This window comes from Flavobacterium sp. ACAM 123 (assembly GCF_000264055.1).
In the GTDB taxonomy this organism is placed as follows: Bacteria; Bacteroidota; Bacteroidia; order Flavobacteriales; family Flavobacteriaceae; genus Flavobacterium.
Genome location: NZ_AJXL01000029.1, coordinates 18,598 through 38,937 on the forward strand (window position 1 = coordinate 18,598; position 20,340 = coordinate 38,937).

Genomic DNA, 20,340 nt, shown 5'->3' on the forward strand with positions numbered 1-20,340 from the left:
TGGTATTTCATAAAATAAGTAGTAAATATAGTGGATTGCGAGATGAAATAAAAGAAAAAAGAAAACCCAACAGTAAATGAAATTACCATTGGGTTTTATATCGTTTAAACAACAAGAAAAAAATCTCTATTTCTGGCGACTTTTTAATACGTCAACTACATCGTTGATCTTGAATCCTTTTGCTTGAAGCAAAATCAAGTAATGAAAAAGCAAATCAGCGCTTTCGCTTAAAAACAAATCATCGTTATCATCTTTAGCCTCAATAACCACTTCAACAGCTTCTTCCCCGACTTTCTGTGCAATTTTATTAATTCCCAATTTAAATAAAGAAGCAACGTAGCTCTTTTCAGAATCTGCATTTTCTCTTCGTACTTGAATCGTATCTTCTAAAGCAGAAATAAAACCATAGTTCGTCTTGTTTTCTGTTGCCCAACAAGTATCAGTTCCTTTGTGACAAGTAGGTCCTTCGGGCTTCACCTGAATTAACAAAGTGTCATTGTCACAGTCGTTTTTGATATCAAGCAAATTCAAAAAATTACCGCTTTCCTCTCCCTTTGTCCAAAGCCTTTGTTTTGATCTGCTGTAAAAAGTAACCTTTTTAGTATCTATTGTTTTTTGATATGCTTCTGCATTCATATAACCCAACATTAAAACAGCATTTGTTTCGCTGTCTTGAATTATGGCAGGAATTAATCCATCGGTGTTTTTTGAAAAATCTATATTCATTATTTTAAGTATTTAGTTGTACGTAGTAGGCGGTAAGTAAAAAATTTTACGAAAATTAAGTAAACACTCAATAAATCATACTTACTAATTGTGCCTTAAATTCTCACTTCGATATTGTTAATTTTAAGTGCTGTTTTTAATACTTTTATTTCGATTTCTTTAAAGTGAAATACGCTTGCCGCTAATGCTGCATCTGCTTTTCCTACTGTAAAGCTATCTACAAAATGTTCTATTTTACCCGCACCGCCAGAAGCAATTATTGGAATATTCACAATACTTGAAAGCGTCGCCAACGCTTCATTTGCAAAACCATTTTTAGTCCCGTCATTATCCATCGAAGTAAACAAGATTTCACCCGCTCCCCTTTGTTCGACTTCTTTTGCCCAATCAAACAAATTTAATTCGGTTGGTACTTTTCCTCCTACTAGATGGACGATCCATTGACCATCAATTTGTTTGGCATCAATGGCGACAACCACACATTGACTTCCAAATTTCTGTGCTAAATCATTAATCAATTGCGGATTTTTTACTGCCGAGGAATTGATAGAAACTTTATCTGCTCCATTCTTAAGTAAGATTTCTACGTCCGCTACGGATGAAATTCCGCCACCTACCGTAAACGGTATATTGATCGTGGAAGCTACTTTACGTACTAAGTCAACCAAGGTCTTTCTTCTCTCTTCTGTCGCAGAAATATCTAAAAACACTAATTCATCAGCTCCTTCAGCCGAATAGATTTTAGCTAATTCTACTGGATCACCAGCATCGCGTAAATCTACGAAATTAACGCCTTTTACCGTTCTACCGTTTTTTATATCGAGACAAGGGATTATTCTTTTCGTCAGCATATTTTTTATTGTTTTTTGTGGAGAGACTCACTGCCGTGCATCTTTACACAGGTGTTACCCAATAATATATTGTTCTAATTGCTTCAAGGAAATCCTTCCTTCATAAATCGCTTTTCCAATGATGGTTCCTTCACAACCTAATTCCGCCAATTTTGGCAATTCATCAAAGGTAGAAATTCCACCTGAAGCAATTAATTTTATTCCTTTGGCTTCCGCTAAAATTTTAGCATATAAATCAAAACTTGGACCTTCAAGCATACCATCTTTTGCAATATCAGTACAAATAACATGTTGAATTCCCTTGCTTTGATAACTTTGTATAAACGGGATTAAGTCTTCATCCGATTCTTCTAACCAACCTGATATGGCCACTTTTTCATTGTTGGCGTCCGCACCAAGAATAATTTTGTCCGAACCGTATTGTTGAATCCATTTTTCGAATAGCGCTCTGTTCTTAATAGCAATGCTTCCGCCTGTAATTTGATTGGCGCCACTATCGAAGGCAATTTTCAAATCGGCATCTGATTTTAAGCCACCACCAAAATCAATTTTCAGCGTTGTTTTAGAAGCAATTTGCTCCAATATTCTATAATTGACAATCTGACTTGATTTTGCACCGTCAAGATCCACTAAATGTAAATATTCAATTCCGTGCGCTTCAAATTCTTTGGCAACCTCAAGCGGATTTTCATTGTAAATTATTTTGGTGTTATAATCCCCTTTTGACAAGCGAACACATTTTCCGTCGATGATATCTATTGCTGGTATTATTCTCATTTTTTTTATATTAAAATATTTAAAAATTGAACTATTTAAAGATTTGTTGAAATGATAATCATTCCATCTTTAACTTATTCAATTATTCAATTTTAGAAAATTTTGAAGAATTTTCTCCCCCACATCACCACTTTTCTCAGGGTGAAATTGGGTTCCGTAAAAATTATCCTTTTGTAAAGCCGATGCATATTCCACTTGATAATTAGTAGTTGCTATAACTCCAGCACAAATTGGAGCATAAAAACTATGAACTAAATACATGTATTCATTTTCAGCAATACCATCGAACAAAGGAGACTTCAAATTATAAATTTGATTCCAACCCATTTGCGGCACTTTTACTTTAGTGGTAAATTTAATTACATCAACATCAAAAATACCCAAGCCTTTTGTATTCCCTTCTTCCGAGGCGTTGCACATCAGCTGCATTCCTAAACAAATCCCTAAAACAGGCTGCTTTAATGTTGGAATTAAACTGTCCAAACCACTTTCCAAAAGCATTTTCATCGCTGAACTAGCTTCTCCCACTCCTGGGAAAATCACTTTATCCGCTGCTTTAATTTCCTCAGGATTATTACTCAAAACCGCCTTGAATCCCAGTCTTTCGATGGCAAACATAATGCTTTGAATATTTCCAGCCCCGTAATTTATGATTACGATCCCCCCATCCCCCGAAAGGGGCGTTGAAGTAGCTTGTGTCTTATTTTGATCCATTTTAAAATCTTTATTTTATAAATAGTGTACTCAATATCCCCGTCAGGGATTAGGAAGCTACAACATTCCTTTCGTACTTGGTAAAATCATCTTCTCCGGATCTCGTTTTACCGCTACTTTTATCGCTTTGGCGAAAGCCTTAAAAATCGCCTCGATCTTGTGATGCTCGTTTTGTCCCTCGGCTTTGATGTTGATATTCGCTTTGGCACCATCTGAAAAGGATTTAAAGAAATGCAAAAACATCTCTGTTGGCATTTTTCCGACCATTTCGCGTTTGAATTCGGTTTCCCAAACCAACCAATTTCTACCCCCAAAATCAATAGCAACTTGTGCTAAACAATCATCCATAGGCAAACAAAACCCATAACGCTCAATACCTAATTTGTTGCCAAGTGCTTTTGCAAAAACTTCCCCTAAAGCAATCGCAGTGTCTTCGATCGTGTGATGCTCGTCCACTTCTAAATCCCCTTTTACAAGAATTTCCACGTCCATTTGTCCATGACGCGCAATTTGGTCTAGCATATGGTCAAAAAAAGCAATACCCGTTTCGATTTTGCTTTTTCCGGTTCCATCCAGATTTAAATGGATGTAAATATCCGTTTCATTGGTTTTTCTCGAAATAGTAGCAGAGCGCGATTCTAACTTCAGGAATTCATAAATTTCTTTCCAGTCCGTTGATTGCAGCGTAATAACTGAGTCTAATTCTTCGCGTTTAGAAGCAATCTCAGTATTGCCAGCACCGTCAGTAGTATTTAGAAAAATAGCTTTTGCACCTAGGTTTTTAGCTAATTCAACATCAGTCAAACGGTCGCCCAATACAAAAGAATTCACTAAATCATATTCAAGATTATCTATATACTTTAGCAGCATTCCGGTTCTAGGCTTGCGCGTTGGTGCGTTATCCTCAGGAAACGAACGGTCTACGAAAATATCATCAAAAAGAATACCTTCATTTTCAAAAGCTCTTAAAATGAAATTTTGAGTAGGCCAGAAAGTGTCTTCAGGAAAACTATCTGTTCCCAATCCATCTTGATTGGTCACCATGACCAATTCGTATTCTAATTCAGTAGCGATTTTAGCTAAATATTGAAACGCTTTTGGGTAAAATTCCAGTTTATCTAAACTGTCTAATTGATATCCGTCCGGTTCTAAAACCATAGTTCCATCACGGTCTATAAAAAGTACTTTTTTCATTATTTTTATTTTAGTAGCCACAGATTACAAAGATTTAAAAGATTTTAAAACCTAACTAAGTCATTAAATCTAGTGCTTATTTTTTATTTCAAGATTCCTATTTGGGCGTGTCCCTGCGCGTCGGCCTATTCGTTCTCGCTTTTTAAGACTTCGTTCCTCCGTCTTAAAAAGAGCTCCACTACTATCCCTCACGCAAAGCGACTACCGGCATTAAACCATTCTTAATTTATAGACAAGTAGTTGTTTGTTGTAAACTTTTCATTTTTTCAATTGCTGTATTCTCAGTAATTCCTTCACAAAAAACGTCAGCAACTGCAAAGCCAACTTTGATACTAAGTTGTATATAAACTATATTTCCTGGTAAAACAGTAAATTTAAATTTTTTAGTTCCTTCTTTGGATTTTTTACCATAAAATTGTACCGAACATTCGTAAGTGCCTTCCTGTACATCGTAAATAGAATATTTGTTATTTTTAACTTTACATACTAATATGTCATCAATAAACACTTTATAAGGTGCATTATACAACGCGAAACCTGTTGATCGTAAGAAATAAATTTTACCAGTTGTTGCATTTCTGCTCTCTTGGGTGAAACCAAATGATGTAACTAAAAATGTTAGCATCAATGTAAAGATTACTTTTTTCATCGTTGATTATAATTAATTAATTGATTTTAAAGCTTCCATTAACTTCTTATTCTCCTCCGCAGTTCCAATAGTCAAACGCAAACAATTATCACACAAAGGCTGCGTTGTTCGGTTGCGAATCACAATTCCTTTGTTGATCAATTCCTGGTATCTTTTATTAGCATCATCTACTTTAATTAAAATAAAATTAGCCTCTGTTGGATATATTTTCGACACAAATTTAACATCAAGTAACACTTTAAGTAAGTCTTCTCTTTGTCTTATAATAGTGTCAATTTCATTTTTTACTTTTTCTTTATCAGCCAACCGTTCTAAAGCTCTTTTTTGAGTAAGTTCGTTTACATTATAAGGGGGTTTTATTTTATTTAAAACCGCAATCACTTGGCTTGAAGCATAACAAATCCCTAAACGTATACCGGCTAAACCATAAGCCTTAGACAAGGTTTGAGTGATAACTAAATTGGGATATTCGTCTAGTTCGTTTACCCAGCTTTGTTTCAATGAAAAGTCGATATAGGCCTCGTCAATAACTACTAATCCATTAAAATTCTGAAGTAAGCTCACTACACTTTCATCTGAAAAAGAATTTCCGGATGGATTATTAGGAGAGCATAAAAAGAGTATTTTCGTATTTTCAGTCACCGCATCTAAAATTGCATCCACTTGGGGTTCAAAATCGGTCGAAAGTAACACTTCTTTATTCTCTACGTTATTAATATTTGCCAAAACACCGTACATCCCGTAGGTAGGTGGCAAAGTGATTACATTGTCTGTAGTCGGTTCGCAAAATGCTCTGAAAAGCAAATCTAACACTTCATCGCTACCGTTACCCAGTAATATCTGGCTTGGCATAATATTCCGTTGCTTTGCTAAAACTGCTTTTACGTTTACTTGCTGCGGATCAGGATAGCGGTTCACTCCAGTCTCAAAAGGATTTTCATTGGCATCCAAAAACACCATTTGGGCTACATCAAAATCTTTAAACTCATCACGAGCAGAGGAGTACGGTTTCATTTTCAGTACGTTTTCACGAACTAATGTATTTATATCGAAATTATTTTTCATCTTTAAATTTTAATAAAGAATTAAAGGAAATAGAATAAAGAGAATAAACCTCACTACAATACTTCCTTTTTATATTCTATGTCCTATTTTATAATCTCTAAATTTTCCTCTATCATTTTTAATCGTAAAGAAACTGCATTTTTGTGCGCCTGCAAACCTTCTGCTTCAGCCATGATTTCTACCGCTCTTCCTATATTTTGTATCCCCTTTTTTGATATTTTTTGAAAAGTCATCGCTTTAGTAAAGCTATCTAGGTTTACGCCGCTATAATTCTTAGCATAACCGTTGGTAGGTAAAGTATGATTTGTTCCAGAAGCATAGTCACCAGCACTTTCCGGAGTAAAATTACCAATGAAAACAGATCCCGCATTGTGAACTCCATCAGTGTAATAGGCTTCTGATTCCATACAAATAATAAAATGTTCTGGTCCATATTCATTGATTAATGCCAAGGCAATAGTATCGTTCTCCACAAAAATCAACTTTGAATTGGCAATAGCCTTTTCAGCAAGGTCTTTTCTTGGTAAAGCCTCTAACTGAATTTGAATTTCATTTTCGACTTCATCCATTAACTCCTTAGATGTAGAGACTAAAATTACCTGACTGTCGGCACCGTGTTCTGCTTGAGACAATAAATCGGAAGCAACAAAGGCTGGAACAGCGCTATCGTCAGCGACAATCAATAATTCTGATGGACCTGCAGGCATATCAATTGCCACACCGTACTGGGTTGCTAATTGCTTCGCTACTGTAACAAATTGATTCCCCGGACCAAAGATCTTATAAACTTTGGGAATCGATTCTGTACCAAAAGTCATTCCTGCAATCGCTTGAATACCTCCTACCTTTAAAATTTTAGTTACCCCACATAAATTAGCGGCATACAATATGGCTGGATTTATATTCCCTTTTTTGTCTGGAGGCGTACACAATATAATTTCGCTACAACCAGCGATATTTGCTGGAACAGCAAGCATCAAAACAGTAGAAAATAAGGGTGCAGTTCCTCCTGGAATATAAAGACCTACTTTTTGAATCGGTCTTTTTTCTTGCCAGCAATTAACACCTTCTATTGTTTCTACTTCAACACGACTGGTTTTTTGTGCCGTGTGAAATTTAGTTATATTATTCTTAGCAAGAAGTATGGCCTCCTTTAATTCTGGAGAAACGGCAGCAATAGCCTCGTTTATTTCAGTTTCAGAGACTTTTTGATTATCGATAGTCACACCATCAAATAAAGATGTGTATTTTGAGATGGCTTCATCTCCCTTCTTTTGAACTTCTTTGAAAATTTCTTTTACCGTAAGCTCAATATCATCGATTGTCTTAGTAGGTCTTTCCAGTATAGTGGACCAGGTTTCTGGGGTTGGGTTGTATATTTTGTTCATCTTTGTATAATTTAAATTGCAAATTCCAACACTTACAAGTTTTGGAATTTGTGTTTTCAATATTGCATTTTTATTTTTTTACAGTACCATTTTTTCAATTGGACAAATTAAAATCCCTTCGGCGCCAGCTTGCTTCAACTGATCGATTACATCCCAAAAGGTATCCTTGTCTATCACCGAGTGTACGCTGCTCCATCCTTCTTCTGCTAGTGGTAACACCGTTAAACTACGTAAAACTGGAAGGATTCTTCCAACTTCATCAATTTTGTCATTGGGAACATTCATCAAAATGTATTTTGATTTTCTGGCTCTCAAAACAGATTCAATTCTGAATTTCAACGTGTCAATTAGTTTTTGAACTTCAGGAGTGACTTTAGGCGAAACAGCTAATACTGCTTCACTTTTATAGATGATCTCCACTTCTTTTAAATTGTTTTTAAATAAAGTACTTCCGCTGGATACAATATCGACGATGGCATCTGCAAGACCAATATTAGGAGCGATCTCTACAGATCCCGATATTTGGTGAATGTCAACGCTCACACCAAATGAATTGAAATATTCATTAACTGTATTCGGATAAGAAGTTGCTATACGCAATCCGTCCAAGTCTTTAATTGAGTTGTATTCGAATGTTTTTGGAACAGCCACAGAAACTTTGCATTTTGAAAACCCAAGTTTTTGAATCACCTGAATCTCTTTTCCTTTTTCAACTAATAAATTATCTCCAACAATGGCGATGTCTACTACTCCGTCAATCAAATATTGAGGAATATCTGAATTTCTTAAGTATAAAACTTCTAATGGAAAATTGGAAGCTTCCGCTTTTAATTGATCAATTCCGTTGTTGATTGAAATCCCGCAATCTTTCAAGATTTGAATACTTTCTTCGTTTAAACGTCCTGATTTTTGAATTGCAATTTTTAATGTACTCATTGTAATTTTTTTAGTTTATTTATAATATTATGCTTGAGTACAAAAGGATATTAAATGAAAAACCCGCTTGATGTACTCAAACGGGTTTTAAAATATGATGATTTACCTACATATCATTAACACATCGCTTGAGAGCAATAATGGAAATGATGATGATGTAATTGTATCGTGCACATAATTTTTTTTATTTCTTCTGCAAATATATTAATAATATGTTTACAATTTCACTTTTACTGTAACTTAATTACATTAAGTTGTTAAAAATCACTTTTCATCATTTTGTTTTAGCACATTAGCTGGTATTACTACTTCTTTTTCTCCGTTCAAAGTAGTACTGTCATCTCTAATCTCCGTATGACGAATATTCCCGCCTGAATTTCCAACTTGCGTTCCAAGATAAACCGCCCCAATAGCTATCACCAAGACCACATAGGAAAGCAATGTCGCTTTAACATGCTTTTTTATATTTAGAAAAATACCTCCAATGGAGATAGCACCCAATAAATACATAATAAGCGCAAACTTTTCAGCGAGTTCTTCATGCTCGTGAATGATTTGGTGACCAATGTTAGGCATGTCTTCGACCATTTCTTCAGCTCCTTCTCCCGTAGCCATGCTTAATGCAGCAAAAATAGCAGACACGACAAATAAGATGTAAGCAGTATTTTTTACTGAATTATTCTTCAAGGCTATACCGGCCACTAAAGCTCCAAGTCCAAAAATAGATCCGATAATAGGAAAGTGGTTTACCAGCAGGTGTAAATGAGCATCATTCATAAATATTGTATTTAAATAGTTAATAAGTTTTGTTTCATTGATTCGTGTGCTTTAATCTATTGTTCAAGGTATTATCCTGCTAAGGAAATCCTAATCAGGGGACCAATACCATGAGTAACGACAGTCGTTGCTAACCCAAAAAAACACCTGTCTAAATCCCGAAAATAGAATTCCTTTTCCCGTCAAGAAGGTAGTAGTAACACCTATTCCAAAAAGACTGATAACACTATTACCAACGCTCAAAAGTATAGCATTTTTTCCCTCCAAAAAAATAAAAGAGAAGAAGGATGTATGCGCTCCACTTGAAAACAAAATAAAAGAAGCAATTGCCACCTTCCAATCTAATCGTCTCAACTCTTCTTTATCTATGTCTAATTCCTCAGTGATTATGGCATCAATCGCCGTTTCTTGGCCTTCAAATGCTTTATATACTAGTTTTTATGCTTCAACTACATTCATTCCTTTATCCTAGTACAATAAAACCAATTCCTCGTTTTCTTCTTTTGGGAATGCTTCTAACTCTTCCGTTTCTAAGTCCATTTGGCGTTGGTTTAATTCCTGAACTTTGAACCGAAAGCCATCCACCTACTGCCATTGCAATTGCTCCGGCCATCTGTCCTGCTATTTCAGTCAATAATATAGTGTTATTAAAAACAGCGGCACTAGCAACTCCCATGACTCAGCTCCTATTTGAAACCAGACCATCATTCACACCTAAAAACAACAACTCTTAATGCATTACCACCTAACGATTTATGGCGACTTTCAAATTTAGACAGAAATCCTCCAGACACATTTAAAGCAGCATTGTTGTTCAAAGCTTCTATAATTTTAAGGTGATTGTGTTCAAAAGAGGTGGAGTTTTTCCTTTTTCAATTTTATTCTTTATCGAATTAACGGCAAATTGTTTTTCAACAATTTAAAAACTACTTATGATTGATCCGTAACTAAACAACTGAATCAAATTCAGTTGCAATTTAGCTCTTGATGATAGCGAACACATTATAACCCTGTTCAACAATACTTACTTTATATAACATATGTAGCAGGGCCATTCTCAATATTAGACAAACTACGTAAAACTCTCTTTAGATTTTCGTCGGCCTGAATTTCAGTTCTACTCCCATAAAGAAAAGTAGTGTCCAATACAGTTTGCAGTTGATCGTTTACTTTGTTTAAATCCATACTCTACATCTAATCGACTATATCAAAAATGCCTTTTGTTAAAATTTTGGAAGACGCATTAATTTGGTCATCGGTCATAATCTCAACATATTTCTCGGACTTATCCCCTATTTTAACCGACACTTTATCAAAGAAATAACTGTTATTTTTTACCTCTTTCAATAAAAGTATATAATTCTTGTTGTTTTCTGTAACTACAGCTTCTGTTGGGATTGCCAGCCCTTTTTTAAAAGCTACCACGATGGATGCTTCCACAAACATTCCTGTAATTAGTCGTTGTTTCATATTGTCGTCTAAATGTCCGTGAACATTAATCGTCCGGTCATTTCCTTCAATAGATTTCCCTACTAAATGTACTTTGGCATGAAACACCTCTTCTGTGGCTTCTGGAACTGTAAAATTTATATCTTGTCCCACTTCTACTTTTAAAATGTCTTTTTCGAATACATTCAATTCTAAATGCAAATGATCTGTTTCAATAATTTCAAGCAAAACATTAGTAGGCGCAACAAACATTCCCACATTAGCATTCATAACCACGATGTCTCCAGAAATAGGCGAATAAATAGTGATGACCGAAGTCAATTTACCGTTTTCCACATTTGTGGAGTTAATATTTAACATCGATAGTTTTGCTTTTAAACTTTGATATATTGCTTTTGTTCTGCGATAATCGCTTTCTGCTTTTAGATAGTTTTTTTGAGATGTGATTTTTTCGTCAAATAATGTTTTTTGACGATCGTATTCCGACTTTAAATATTTAATTTGTTCAGCTACTTCCAAATAGTCTTTTTGAATATCCAAAAACTCCGTATTTTCTAAAGTTAATAATGCTTGTCCTTTTCTCACTTTATCACCAACTAATAGCGTAGTCGATTTTACATTACCACCAACGAAAGTACTCACTTTAGCTCTGTTTTGTGTCGGAACATCAATCTTTCCAGCTGTTTTCACAGTTACTTCAAAATCCTGTTCTGTAGGGCTTGCGATTTCCATTGCCGAAGATTTAAACTGCGGTGCGGTAACCGTAATCGCATTATCCTCTTTGAGAGGTGCTTCTTCCGTTTTAGATTCTTTACACGAAGACAGAATGATGGACAAGGCTACTACATATAGTGTTTTTTTCATTTTTTGTGTATTAGAAATTAAGGTATTGTGAATCAAGTTGGGTTTTATTGAATTGAAGTACGTTGTCGAGATATTCAACTTGAATAGCGGTTGCATTCTCTAAACTTTGAATGTATTGGAAGAAATCAATTTCTCCGTGTTTATAACTTAAATTCGCCACCTTAATAATTTCATCCGATAACTTTTTTCCATATTGATTGTAATAATTTATTGCTTCTTGATACTTTGCTAATTCGTTCTTTTTTTGTTGAATAAACTGCTCTCTTTTTTGTTCTTCATTTAGTTTTTGTTGCTCCCAACTTTGCAATTCAAGCTGAGCCACTTTTGCTTTAGAAACATTTCCAGAGAATAAAAGTGGAACCCCAATTCCGACCTGAAAACCATTTAATGATTGCGACAAACCTTTATTTGATCCTCTAAAATATTCCAAATGCAAATCAGGTAGCCAATGTTGTTTTTCAAGTATAATTTGGCTTTTGTAACTATTCGTAACACTCTCTAAATATTTATTATGAACGGCTGTACTTAAATCTGCTGTTGAATTAAATAGCGGAGTGATTGAATTGTTTTTTATTGCAATTTTTTCATCGGTTTGAATCAAGGAATACAATAAGTCATACTGCGCTTTTTTATCATTTTCAATTTGAGAAAGGCTTGTTTTTATTTGTCGGAATTTAGCTTGTGCCGTTATTTTTTCGAGATAATTGGTTTCACCTAATTCAAAACGTCTATCACTTGCTTTTGAAAAATTTTGATACAAACTATCCAAATAGAAATATAATTTTTCCCGATTTTGTATGTACACAATGCGATAATACACTTTAGAAATTTCCAACGAAAGTTTGTTTTTTTGAATTTCAAAGTTGGCTTTTTCCTTTTCATATTCCGTTACATTTACCTTTTTTTGAGCTCCATATACTGTGGGAAAAGAAAACCGTTGTTGCGCTCCAAAAATCTTTAAAGGTTCACTATTAGAAGCCAGATTATTCTGGTCGTAATTGTAATAAATAGTAGTTTTTTCAAAGGTATAAGCGCTTTTTATATTAGCCTGGTATTTATCAACCTGCAATTGATAGGCTTTTAAACCTTTGTTATTAGTAATCCCTTTTCCTATCAAACTATCTAGTTCCGGATTTGAATTTTGTGAAAAAGCAAACGAAGTGCTTAACAAAAATAGAATTAGATAGGTGTTACTATTATGTTTTTTGAATTTTGCCTTTTTGAACTCCTTTCCATCAAAAACTTTAAATAATATAGGAAGCACTATCATGGTCAATATGGTCGCTGTAAACAATCCTCCAATTACGACCGTTGCCAAAGGTCTTTGTACCTCTGCTCCTGCAGAAGAAGATATCGCCATTGGTAAAAACCCTAAGGCCGCAGCGGCTGCCGTTAATAAAACAGGGCGCAATCTATCGGTCGTTCCTTTCAATATCAGCTCATCAATGTTTTTCATTCCTTGATGTTTTAATTCTTTAAAATGTTCAATTAATACGATTCCGTTTAAAACTGCAATACCAAAGAGCGCAATAAAACCAACACCCGCTGATATGCTAAAAGGCAATCCTCTTATCCATAAAAATAATACTCCACCCACCGCCGAAAGCGGAATTGCTGAATACACCATTAAGGCTTCTTTAATAGATCCAAACGCAAAATATAATAAGATAAAAATCAAGATTAAAGCTATCGGAACTGCAACCATTAATCTGGCTTTGGCACTTTGAAGGTTTTCAAATTGTCCTCCATATTGAACATAATAACCTGGAGGTAGTTTGATTTTTTGTATTTACAATGCGCTGAATATCAGTAACCACACTTTGTAAATCTCTGTTTCTAACATTAATTCCTACTACTATTCTTCTATTCGTGTTATCTCTTGATATTTTGGCAGGACCTTCCGTGTATTCAATGTTGGCTAATTCTTGTAACGGAATCTGTTCTCCATTAGGAGCCGAAACATATAAATTTTTCAAGTCATTAATATCATGTCTATTGGTTTGATTCAAACGAATCACCATATCAAATCGTTTTTCTCCTTCAAATACGTTACCCACTGTTTTTCCAGCAAATCCCAGCGCAATCATATCATTTAGTTCTGAAATATTCAAACCATAACGAGCTATTTTAGAGCGATCGTAACGCACGCTCATCTGAGGTAAGCCTTCCGTTTTTTCGATAATAATGTCTGAGGCTCCTTCTACTTTTTCTATGGCTTTTTTGATTTCGTGAGCTTTTTTAGCTAATACATTCAAATCTTCGCCAAATACCTTTACAGCTATATCAGATCGAGTCCCAGAAATCAATTCGTTAAAACGCATTTCGATAGGTTGTCTAAATTCAATTTCCATATTTGGAATCTGTTTTTCAATTGCCACTTTAATTTTATCAGCTAATTCATTTTTACTGTCTGCTGACACCCATTCTGATTTTGGCTTTAGCTTGACTATCACATCACTTTCTTCCATACTCATTGGGTCAGTAGGAACTTCGGCAGCGCCTATCCTGCTTACCACTTGATCCACTTCAGGAAAGTTTTTTAGAATTATTTTTTCTATTTTAGTGGTGGTGGCAATCGTCTTTGTCAAGGAACTTCCTGTTTTTAAAACGGGCTGAATGACAAAATCTCCTTCATCTAAAGTAGGTATAAACTCCCCGCCCATAGTGGTAAATAAGCCGAATGCCATAACTAATAATCCCAAAGCGCCGTACAATACTTTTTTTGTATTACGCAAAGCCCATGTTATCACAGGCACGTACCAAGAATTTAATTTACGAATTAATTTACTAGAAACTGAGTTAGGATTTTCTTCTTTAGGTTTCAAAAACAACGAAGAAACAACCGGAACAGAAGTAACACAAAAGATCATGGCTCCTACTAAGGCAAAACTAAACGTCATTGCCATAGGTTTGAACATTTTACCTTCGATTCCTTTTAGCGAGAGAATTGGAATAAATACGATCAAGATAATCAATTGTCCAAAAATGGCCGAGTTCATCATTTTAGAAGCACTCTTGTAGGTGATTTGATCAATTTCTATTTGTCTATCTTCTTTAGACATAGGCCCTATTTGAGCTGCTTTACTGGCTATTTGAAAGGCAATAAACTCGACGATAATAACGGCACCGTCGATAATAATGCCGAAATCAATAGCGCCTAAGCTCATCAGGTTATCATCTATTCCAAAAATATTCATCAACGAAATCGCAAATAATAGACACAACGGAATTACAGAAGCAACCACTAAACTGGAACGCCAGTTCCCGAGTAACAAAACCACCACAAAAATTACAATTAGACATCCCAAAATGAGGTTCTCTGCAACTGTCAAAGTAGTTTTCGCAACTAATTCACTACGTTGTAGGAATCCATTAATGTAAACTTCGTCTGGTAATGATTTTTGGATTTCGGCAATTCTGGTTTTTACATCATTTATCACCTGTTTCGAATTGGTCTCTTTTAACATCATCACCTGCCCAAGTACCTTCTCGCCTTCACCATTTCCCGTAATCGCGCCAAATCGATTGGCATGACCAAAACGGACATCAGCTACGTCTTTTACATATATGGGTATTCCGTTTGTATTCTTAACTACTATCTTCTCAATATCTTCCAGCGATTTTACTTTTCCTTCAGCACGAATAAAATAACTCTGATTTATTTTTTCGATATATGCTCCACCAGCAATACTATTATTATTCTCAAGCGCTGTAAAAACATCTGTAGTACTAATGTTCATCGCTTTTAATTTGGAAGGACTAATTGCAATTTCATATTCCTTTAAATAACCACCCCAAGTATTGATTTCAACTACTCCTTTTATGCCTGATAATTGACGCTTTACTACCCAGTCCTGAATGGTTCTTAAATCAGTTACGGTGTATTGGTCTTTAAATTTTGGTTTTACTTCTATTGTATACTGGTAAATCTCCCCAAGTCCTGTAGTAATAGGACCCATTTCTGGAGTTCCAAAACCATCAGGGATTTTTTCAGAGGCCGATTTGATTTTTTCGGCAATTAATTTTCTGGGTAAATACGTTCCTAAATCATCCTCAAAAACAATAGTTACCACGCAGAGACCAAACTTTGAAATAGAGCGAATTTCTTTAACGCCCGGCAAGTTTGCCATTTGAATTTCTACCGGATAAGTAATGTATTGCTCAATATCCTGATTAGAAATATTTTGTGAAGTAGTAATCACTTGTACCTGATTATTAGTTACATCAGGGACTGCACCTATAGAAATTTGAAATATAGAATAGACTCCAAATCATAAAATTCCTAGAGTAAATAATAAAACAATAAGTTTGTTTTTAAGACTAAAAGCAATAATTTTTTCAAGCATTTTGTACTTTATTTTATGTTTCAAAAATACAGCAAACAGATGAGAATAGTCTTAAAAACTACTTAAGGCCTTTTTTATGATAACTTAAAATTACTGCTGTTCCCAAATTTTTCTGACTTGAAATCTGAATATCACTAGCGAGCAATAGGGATAGTTTTTTCACTATCGACATTCTAATCCTGTTCCTTTGACTTCAGGGTGCTCCGTTGCATTAGATCTGAAAAATTGATTAAAAACTTTGCCAACATCCTTAGAGGCTATCCCAATCCCAAAATCGATTATAGTGCATTCAATTTTATCCCCCTGATCTGTTGTACTTATGGCTAATTTAGCGTTTTTATCTGAATACTTTAATGCGTTTAATATCAGATTGTTTATTACTATTGAGAATAAATAAACATCGGTATGGATATAATAATCTTGCTTAAATTCAGACACAACTTGAATATTTTTATTTTGAATTGTACTCGAATATCTCGAAATCGAATCTAGAATAACAGTATTTAAATAAATTTTCTCCTTTTTTAAGCTTTGTTTTTGATTTTCAAATCGGGCTAGGAATGGCAATTTGTCTAATAGGATGCATGATCTCTTTACTTCAGAGACACAGGAGCTAATTTATTCATCGTTAAACTTTTTTAAAGCTATATTTTTTAAAGTATATATTTACCCTTATCATCAACATAAATACAAGCAATTCCAAGTAGTTGCTTTACTAAATCCAGTCCTACATCTACTCCCATCACAAAAACACCGGTTGCTGATGATCAGCAAACTCTGTTGATTAAGCAAAAAGGGAGACACTTATCAATCCTGTAGCGGGATAACCTGTTCTGGTATCTATAATATGCGCATATCGTATTCCATTAAACGTCACCAACTTTTCATAGTTTCATGAGGTCACTCCAACACTATCTTCCAGTGGAAAAGTGGTAAAAATTTTATCCTTTTTGGATGGGTTTTTAATTGCGACTTTCCATTTCTCTCCGTTAAGTTGTTTGCCCATGTATTATTATTCCCAGATAAGATTAGAATTCCGGCAATTACACTTTTAGAAATAAGTAAGGCTTTTATTTTATCAGCAGTTAATCCCTGACCAATGCCTCCCAAACCTAATTTCATCCCTCCATTTTTAAAAAAAATGGTCGTATTCTGAGGATCCATAATTATATTTTATACCCCAGTTTGGCAACCGATTTTATAATTTCTTCCAGCGTTGGCATAGCAGTCCTACTTTCATCAAATTTCCAAATTTTATCCATTGAGGCATAACTGATATCAAAAGCACCCGAAGTTAATTCTGATATTTTTATGGAACGTTGTACTAAATCAAATACTTCTTGAGGTACTTTAACCGCCTTTATACCCGCATTTCTGTTGACTTCAGATATCGCTGTTGTTGGTAACCAATCAGAGATTAAGTTTTCAAGCCGGGACACTTCAGCTACTTCCATATCAACATAAGTATCGGCTTCTAGAATATCTTTTTCTTCTAGAATCATTTCAAAAAGGCTACCCAACATAGACAATGATCTTTTGTGGGCAACTTGCGCTGATGCAATAATTCCGGTCAATAAAAAAAGAAATAAACTTAGACGTTTCATACTTTTATTTGATAAAGGATTTAATCATTGTGGTATATTCGTTTGGAGTGACGTTTTTGTAACTTATTTTACCTAATACTTCGCCGTTAGACTTCAAAACAACAACCCAAAAAAAATACCATCTTTATTGTAGCGCTCTGCAAGACCTTCATTTTTTGTTTTAAGATATGGATCAAGTTGATTTTTTTTTCTTCGGAAAGTCAGCGCGTTCCAATATCAAATTAGTTGCTACATATTCCTTAAATTCTTCGGACTGCCATATACTTTTATCTAATTTAATACTGGTTGCACACCAATCTGATCCTGAAAACACTAATAAAACAGACTTGTGTTGAGTAACGGCTTCCCTTTTAACGAGTTCAAAATTAGTTTTCCAGTCTTGGGATTAGCCGAGGCTTACCATAAAAAGGAACATCAATACCATCATTTTTTTCATTGTTCTTTAAATTTTAAATCGACTATTGTATGAAAATAGCACAATACGATTGGACTATATTGAATATACAACCAGTATTATTTACGACTTCGACACCACCTTTGTAATTAGTCTTTCAGTACTAATAATTTGTTTACAACAGATGTAGCTCCAAATAAAAATCAATATAATTAACGCATTCTCTTCTTAAGTGAAAATTAAGAATGATAGCAGGTTAACATCGGTTATTTATTACGCTAAATACCTTAATTTTGTTTCAAAATAAGTACTTATGATGTTCTATAAAAAATTATCTCCTTTTTATAATCTTATTGTTTTTTATGTTGCAGTTAGTTTCATTTTAAGAATCATACTGCTATTCCATCCAATCACAGACACCACATTTGTTTGGACAGATGCCTTAAAAATTTTTACATTGGGTATCGTTTCCGATATTTGTGTTTTTATACTGGCCACCGGTTTCTTATGGCTGTATCTTATTTTTATATCAAATGGAAAATACCTGAAACCTTATGGATACATTATTTTCGGATTATTTGTAGCATTATTTTTTTACATAGCGTCAGGAAAATCGATCCTGAATGAATATGGCGGTGCATTACCGAAGATTGGGTTGGCTTTTGTGGGCATAAAAACAATCTTGTTCGGACTTTTACTTTTTTTACCAAAACACAGAGACAAAATTAGAAATTGGCTCTTTTCTTTCGTAATGTTCTTATTTGTTGTTCTGATATTACAAAACGCTATAAGTGAATACTTTTTTTGGAATGAATTTGGTGTAAAATATAATTTTATTGCAGTCAACTATTTGGTCTATACGAATGAGGTTATTGGAAATATTATGGAGTCTTATCCAGTAGTTCCTTTATTTTCAGGACTTTTTATAATAGCTGGGCTCGTTACTTATTTTATTTTAAAAGCATCTCGAACCTATATAAATAGCATCCCTACATTTGTTGAAAAAATTAAGATATCAGGACTTTACTTTGTTTTGTTTATTCTGTCGTTATTGGCGATTCCATATCTGGCTAGTAAAGAGAATTCGCAAAATATTTTTTCTAATGAGCTACAATCTAATGGAGTTTATAAGTTTTATTTGGCTTTTATGAATAGCGAATTGGACTATTTTAAGTTTTATAAAACACTGCCCGAAAAAGAAGTTTATGCTCTATTAGCTCAGCAAATTCCTGGCTTGTCTGGAGAATCCACTTTAAGAGAAATTAAAAGTACTGCTGCCGAAAATCATAAGAATGTAGTATTGATTACTATCGAAAGTTATAGTGCCGACTTTATGAAGGCCTATGGTAATGACCAAAGTATCACGCCATTCTTAGACAGTTTAGCTACTCAAAGTTTGCTTTTTACTAATTTTTACGCTTCCGGGAACAGAACAGTCCGCGGTTTAGAAGCTGTAACCTTATGCTTTCCACCTACAGCGGGTGAAAGTGTTGTAAAAAGAGAAGATAATAAGGACAAATTTTCAACGGGAAGTGTTTTCAAAGAAAAGGGATACAACATAAAATATTTATATGGTGGAGATGCCTTTTTTGATAATATGGCAGATTTTTTTTCCGGAAATGGATATGATATTGTTGATAAAAAATCGTTTCAAACCAACGAAATCACTTTCGATAATATCTGGGGTGTTTGTGATGAGGATATGTACAGCAAGGCTATCAAAGTGATGAATAAAGAAGCTCAGGAAAACAAACCGTTCTTCAATCACATCATGACCGTAAGTAATCACAGGCCGTTTACCTACCCAAACAATAAGATTGATATTCCCGGTGATGTTAAATCACGTGAAGGCGGCGTTAAATACACCGATTTTGCTATGAAAAAGTTCTTTAAAATAGCAAAAAAACAACCTTGGTTTGCTAATACGGTCTTTGTCATATTAGCTGATCATTGTGCCTCTAGCGCTGGTAAAACCGAACTTCCAGTAGATAAATACAGGATTCCTGCTATGATTTATAGCCCAGGATTTATTCAACCACAGCGCTATACTAATCTCATGTCGCAAATCGATATTATGCCAACTGTTTTTGGGTTATTGAATTTTAGTTACCAAAGCAAATTCTTTGGTCAAGATGTAATGCAATCTGATTACAAGCCTAGAGCTTTGATTGCCACCTATCAGGATTTAGGAATGATAAAAGACAATATTTTAACCATCATCTCGCCTAAACAAAAAGTCAAACAATTTAAAATGAATTTACTACCAAAAGCTGGAGTTGAAGATGATTTCCAAATTTATTACGATCAAAAGCCTTTGAAAAAAGAAAGAACAGATTTAGTAAATGAAACCATCGCTTTCTATCAAACTGCTTCGGATATATTGAAGAAAAAGAAATACCAAAAAAATAAGACATAATAGCCCGCTAAAACTAAAAATCTATAAATTAGATTTACATGGTGTAATTTTAAATTTAGATACGAATTTCACAATTTATCAATAAAAGCTTCTAGCAATTTGTAAAAGTCGTGTCAGAAAATAATTAAAGTAAAGCGCGATATAACAAAGCACCTAATTTCAACTATCCTTTGAGACCAATAAAAAGCCT

The 20,340-nt window shown here is 34.4% G+C and carries 19 protein-coding genes and 2 pseudogenes; 1 reads left to right on the top strand and 20 read right to left on the bottom strand.

Annotated elements, in window-relative coordinates; translation table 11 throughout:
• Positions 1-126: 126 nt before the first annotated feature.
• From hisIE to A3SG_RS23095, 20 genes and pseudogenes are all read right to left on the bottom strand, one after another.
• The gene (gene hisIE, locus A3SG_RS0107265; protein ID WP_016989361.1) at positions 127-726 is read right to left on the bottom strand and encodes a bifunctional phosphoribosyl-AMP cyclohydrolase/phosphoribosyl-ATP diphosphatase HisIE; all 600 of its coding nucleotides are present in this window, start codon (positions 724-726) and stop codon (positions 127-129) included.
• A gap of 95 nt (positions 727-821) precedes the next feature.
• On the bottom strand, positions 822-1,577 hold the full coding sequence (gene hisF / locus A3SG_RS0107270; RefSeq protein WP_016989362.1) for an imidazole glycerol phosphate synthase subunit HisF: 756 nt from the start codon (positions 1,575-1,577) through the stop codon (positions 822-824).
• A gap of 54 nt (positions 1,578-1,631) precedes the next feature.
• Complete coding sequence (hisA, locus tag A3SG_RS0107275; RefSeq protein ID WP_016989363.1) at positions 1,632-2,354, bottom strand: 1-(5-phosphoribosyl)-5-[(5-phosphoribosylamino)methylideneamino]imidazole-4-carboxamide isomerase; 723 nt, start codon at positions 2,352-2,354, stop codon at positions 1,632-1,634.
• 78 nt (positions 2,355-2,432) lie between these two features.
• Positions 2,433-3,068 carry an imidazole glycerol phosphate synthase subunit HisH gene (hisH, locus tag A3SG_RS0107280; protein WP_016989364.1) on the bottom strand — a complete coding sequence of 212 codons (636 nt, stop codon included), beginning with the start codon at positions 3,066-3,068 and terminating at the stop codon, positions 2,433-2,435.
• 57 nt (positions 3,069-3,125) lie between these two features.
• The gene (gene hisB / locus A3SG_RS0107285; protein ID WP_016989365.1) at positions 3,126-4,262 is read right to left on the bottom strand and encodes a bifunctional histidinol-phosphatase/imidazoleglycerol-phosphate dehydratase HisB; all 1,137 of its coding nucleotides are present in this window, start codon (positions 4,260-4,262) and stop codon (positions 3,126-3,128) included.
• 226 nt (positions 4,263-4,488) lie between these two features.
• On the bottom strand, positions 4,489-4,911 hold the full coding sequence (locus A3SG_RS0107290; RefSeq protein WP_016989366.1) for a DUF2846 domain-containing protein: 423 nt from the start codon (positions 4,909-4,911) through the stop codon (positions 4,489-4,491).
• A 12-nt stretch (positions 4,912-4,923) separates the two neighbouring features.
• Positions 4,924-5,976 (bottom strand): histidinol-phosphate transaminase, encoded by a 1,053-nt coding sequence (gene hisC / locus A3SG_RS0107295; RefSeq protein ID WP_016989367.1) that lies wholly within the window; start codon positions 5,974-5,976, stop codon positions 4,924-4,926.
• 83 nt (positions 5,977-6,059) lie between these two features.
• The gene (hisD, locus tag A3SG_RS0107300) at positions 6,060-7,364 is read right to left on the bottom strand and encodes a histidinol dehydrogenase (protein WP_016989368.1); all 1,305 of its coding nucleotides are present in this window, start codon (positions 7,362-7,364) and stop codon (positions 6,060-6,062) included.
• A gap of 78 nt (positions 7,365-7,442) precedes the next feature.
• Entirely contained in the window at positions 7,443-8,300 is an 858-nt protein-coding gene (gene hisG, locus A3SG_RS0107305) for an ATP phosphoribosyltransferase (protein WP_016989369.1), read from the bottom strand.
• Between the two features lie 264 nt (positions 8,301-8,564).
• The gene (locus tag A3SG_RS0107310; protein WP_016989370.1) at positions 8,565-9,077 is read right to left on the bottom strand and encodes a hypothetical protein; all 513 of its coding nucleotides are present in this window, start codon (positions 9,075-9,077) and stop codon (positions 8,565-8,567) included.
• Between the two features lie 90 nt (positions 9,078-9,167).
• The gene (locus A3SG_RS23090; protein WP_083832408.1) at positions 9,168-9,476 is read right to left on the bottom strand and encodes a VIT1/CCC1 transporter family protein; all 309 of its coding nucleotides are present in this window, start codon (positions 9,474-9,476) and stop codon (positions 9,168-9,170) included.
• Positions 9,477-9,540: 64 nt separating this feature from the next.
• Positions 9,541-9,753, bottom strand: a complete 213-nt coding sequence (locus A3SG_RS20745) for a VIT1/CCC1 transporter family protein (protein ID WP_029596664.1) — start codon at positions 9,751-9,753, stop codon at positions 9,541-9,543.
• 353 nt (positions 9,754-10,106) lie between these two features.
• Positions 10,107-10,262, bottom strand: coding sequence for a hypothetical protein (locus tag A3SG_RS21535; RefSeq protein WP_016989372.1), 156 nt, complete (start codon positions 10,260-10,262; stop codon positions 10,107-10,109).
• A gap of 9 nt (positions 10,263-10,271) precedes the next feature.
• Positions 10,272-11,390, bottom strand: a complete 1,119-nt coding sequence (locus A3SG_RS0107330; RefSeq protein WP_029596665.1) for an efflux RND transporter periplasmic adaptor subunit — start codon at positions 11,388-11,390, stop codon at positions 10,272-10,274.
• A gap of 10 nt (positions 11,391-11,400) precedes the next feature.
• Positions 11,401-15,736, bottom strand: a pseudogene (locus tag A3SG_RS19305) (CusA/CzcA family heavy metal efflux RND transporter).
• Positions 15,737-15,898: 162 nt separating this feature from the next.
• On the bottom strand, positions 15,899-16,174 hold the full coding sequence (locus A3SG_RS21855; protein ID WP_198008503.1) for a sensor histidine kinase: 276 nt from the start codon (positions 16,172-16,174) through the stop codon (positions 15,899-15,901).
• A 346-nt stretch (positions 16,175-16,520) separates the two neighbouring features.
• Positions 16,521-16,613 carry an FAD:protein FMN transferase gene (locus A3SG_RS22930; RefSeq protein WP_316945213.1) on the bottom strand — a complete coding sequence of 31 codons (93 nt, stop codon included), beginning with the start codon at positions 16,611-16,613 and terminating at the stop codon, positions 16,521-16,523.
• A gap of 23 nt (positions 16,614-16,636) precedes the next feature.
• Entirely contained in the window at positions 16,637-16,900 is a 264-nt protein-coding gene (locus A3SG_RS22935; RefSeq protein ID WP_083832410.1) for an FAD:protein FMN transferase, read from the bottom strand.
• Between the two features lie 2 nt (positions 16,901-16,902).
• Positions 16,903-17,340, bottom strand: coding sequence for an FAD:protein FMN transferase (locus A3SG_RS22940; RefSeq protein WP_016989376.1), 438 nt, complete (start codon positions 17,338-17,340; stop codon positions 16,903-16,905).
• Between the two features lie 172 nt (positions 17,341-17,512).
• Positions 17,513-17,707, bottom strand: a pseudogene (locus tag A3SG_RS23095) (thioredoxin family protein); the annotation flags it as partial.
• 340 nt (positions 17,708-18,047) lie between these two features.
• Here A3SG_RS23095 and A3SG_RS0107350 point away from each other — a divergent pair.
• Positions 18,048-20,150 (top strand): LTA synthase family protein, encoded by a 2,103-nt coding sequence (locus A3SG_RS0107350; protein ID WP_029596666.1) that lies wholly within the window; start codon positions 18,048-18,050, stop codon positions 20,148-20,150.
• Positions 20,151-20,340: the final 190 nt, after the last annotated feature.